The 2,480-nt window shown below is 60.5% G+C and carries 2 protein-coding genes; both read right to left on the reverse strand.

Annotated features, from left to right (window positions below):
• Positions 1-183: 183 nt before the first annotated feature.
• Complete coding sequence (locus HDG33_RS36760; RefSeq protein ID WP_221311653.1) at positions 184-1,740, reverse strand: SulP family inorganic anion transporter; 1,557 nt, start codon at positions 1,738-1,740, stop codon at positions 184-186.
• 50 nt (positions 1,741-1,790) lie between these two features.
• Positions 1,791-2,411, reverse strand: a complete 621-nt coding sequence (locus tag HDG33_RS36765) for a carbonic anhydrase (protein ID WP_184041205.1) — start codon at positions 2,409-2,411, stop codon at positions 1,791-1,793.
• Between the last annotated feature and the right edge of the window lie 69 nt (positions 2,412-2,480).

Below are 2,480 nucleotides of genomic sequence, written 5' to 3' on the forward strand. Positions count from 1 at the left end.
CCATGACGTTCGAGAAAAACTGGCTCGCCGCTCAACAGGGAAGAGCCGCGTAAATCTCTCAGCTATGGGATTCGCGAAACAGGGGCAACGTCAGACACCCGCCCAACATTCCTACCTGTCGGGCAGATGAGTGGTCCTCATCGTGGCACAACCCTTCCCTGTGTCTGCTCCACTATTTAATGCTTATCGCGCGGTCTGGTTGCGGAACAGCCAGCGTCCATTCCGTTCTTTCGCGTGATGTGGCTGCTGCCTGATCTCGACCGTGATACCGCGGCCCCGTGCATCGACGATGAACGCGTTGATCAGGTCGCGCACATCGTGATCGATGTAGTCGGCACGGGTCATGTCGATGATAACGGCCGATTGGTCAGGAATCTGCCACAGGTAGTGCTTGACCTTCACCTTGCCGACAAATGACACATCCTTGCGGAAAGACAGCAGGTAGTGGTCGTCTTGCTGCGCAAACATAACGGGACCACGCAAATTCGCACACGCGACCATGAGGACAACGACCGCGAGTCCGAGCGCGATGCCGAACAGGAGATCCACGGCGAGCACGCCGATTATCGTCGCGATGAACGGTGCGAATGCACCCGGTCCCTGTTTCGCAACGGACAGGAACAAACTCGGTTTGGCGAGCTTGATGCCGGTATGGATGAGGATCGCGGCAAGACTTGCCAGGGGGATCTGGTTAATCAGGCCGGTGAGTGCAAACACGCTGACTAGCAGCAGTATGCCGTGCACGATGGCGGACACGCGGCTCTGTGCACCTGCATTGACGTTCGCCGAGCTGCGCACGATTACCGACGTGATCGGCAGGCCGCCTATTGCTCCTGCAATCAGATTGCCCACGCCTTGCGTTTTCAGCTCCCGGTCTGGCAGAGTCGGGCGGCGCTTCGGATCGATCTGTTCGACGGCTTCCAGGCTCAGCAGCGTCTCGAGACTTCCGACGACCGCCAGCGTCAACGCGACGCGCCAGATGTCGGGGTTCAGTAGTTGCGCGAAATTCGGCCCGAGATCAGCGCTCTTGATTGCGGCGCTGAGAGCAGCAATCGAGGCGAGCTCGGGCAGGGCGACACGGGGTTCGGCGGGCGGGGCGAGGCTTGGGGACAGCCTGTCAAGCAACAGCGTCGCGGCAATGCCGAGCAGCGCAACGGCGAGCGGCGCAGGGACTAGGCGCACAAGCCTGAAGCGTCGCAGTGCTCGGGTTTCCCAACTGGCTAGCAGGACGAGTGACACCGTCGCGACGGCGAAGGCGGTTAGTGCGCTGAGGCTGAATGGCATGTTGCCGACGGGCGTATCAAGGTCACCTGCCATGCCTAACGCGAACGGCACCTGCTTGACGATCAGCAATATGCCAATGGCGGCAAGCACACCTTTGATAACGGGCGAAGGCACATATGCGGCCACTCGGCCTGCCTTCACCATTCCGAAGCCAAATTGAATGACGCCGGACAGTAGCACGGCGAGCAGAAAGGCCGAGAAGCTGCCGAGGCGCGCAATGCCTTCGACGACGATGACGACGAGGCCCGCCGCCGGTCCAGGTCCACTGACGGAGAGTGGCGAGCCGCTCAGAAGCGCGACGACGAGGCCGCCGATGATGCCGGACACAAGGCCTGCGAAGGGCTCAACACCAGATGCATTGGCAATACCCAGGCACAGCGGCAGCGCGACAAGAAAGACAACGACACCCGCAATCAGGTCGCGTGGGAGCGTTGAGAGTGATGCTCGCAGATTCATGATGGACGGAAAAGAGGAGTGTGATTTGGAGGGCGATTCATTGTGGTGGATCAGCCTGCGTTCTTATGTGGTGTGTCCTGGTGGGTGCTACCTGCGTAATAGCCAGAGTCGAGTTCCTCGATGCGGCCATCGGTGAGAGAAAAGATCCAGCCGTGTACTAGCGGAGCGGGGACGCTGTCACGGATGATCGCCGTGTCACGCAGCAACCTCACCTGTTCGAGCACGTTGAACTCGGAGAGCCGGCCGGCCACCCGGTCGCTCGGTTCGCAGTCGAGCTCTGCGCAATGCCGGTGGGCAAGCGCGCGAAGTGGTGCGATGTGGCGGTTGACGTGCGGCATTCCGGAAGAGGGCGGTAGGAGAGATGCGCGTACACCGCCGCAGCCGTAGTGACCGCAAACGATCACGTGCTCGACCATCAGCGCGCGCACGGCATACTCGAGCACGCTCGCGTAACTATTGTCGTTCGGATGAAAAAGGTTGGCGACGTTGCGATCGACAAACAGCTCGCCCGGCGCACTGTGGGTGATGGCTTCAGCAGGCACCCGACTGTCGGAGCAGCCTATCCAGAGCACACGGGGATTTTGGCCGAGCGACAGGTTGGTGAAGAAATCTGGCGCGCGTTCAGCGGTTTCTCGCGCCCATACGTGAAGTTGACCCAGAAAAACGGACATCTATCCTTTGGAGAAGGAGGTGCCGATTATGGGCAAGCATCGTACCCCGTACCCGGCGGAATTTCGGGC

Source organism: Paraburkholderia sp. Cpub6, from assembly GCF_014201065.1.
Classification (GTDB): Bacteria; Pseudomonadota; Gammaproteobacteria; order Burkholderiales; family Burkholderiaceae; genus Paraburkholderia; species Paraburkholderia tuberum.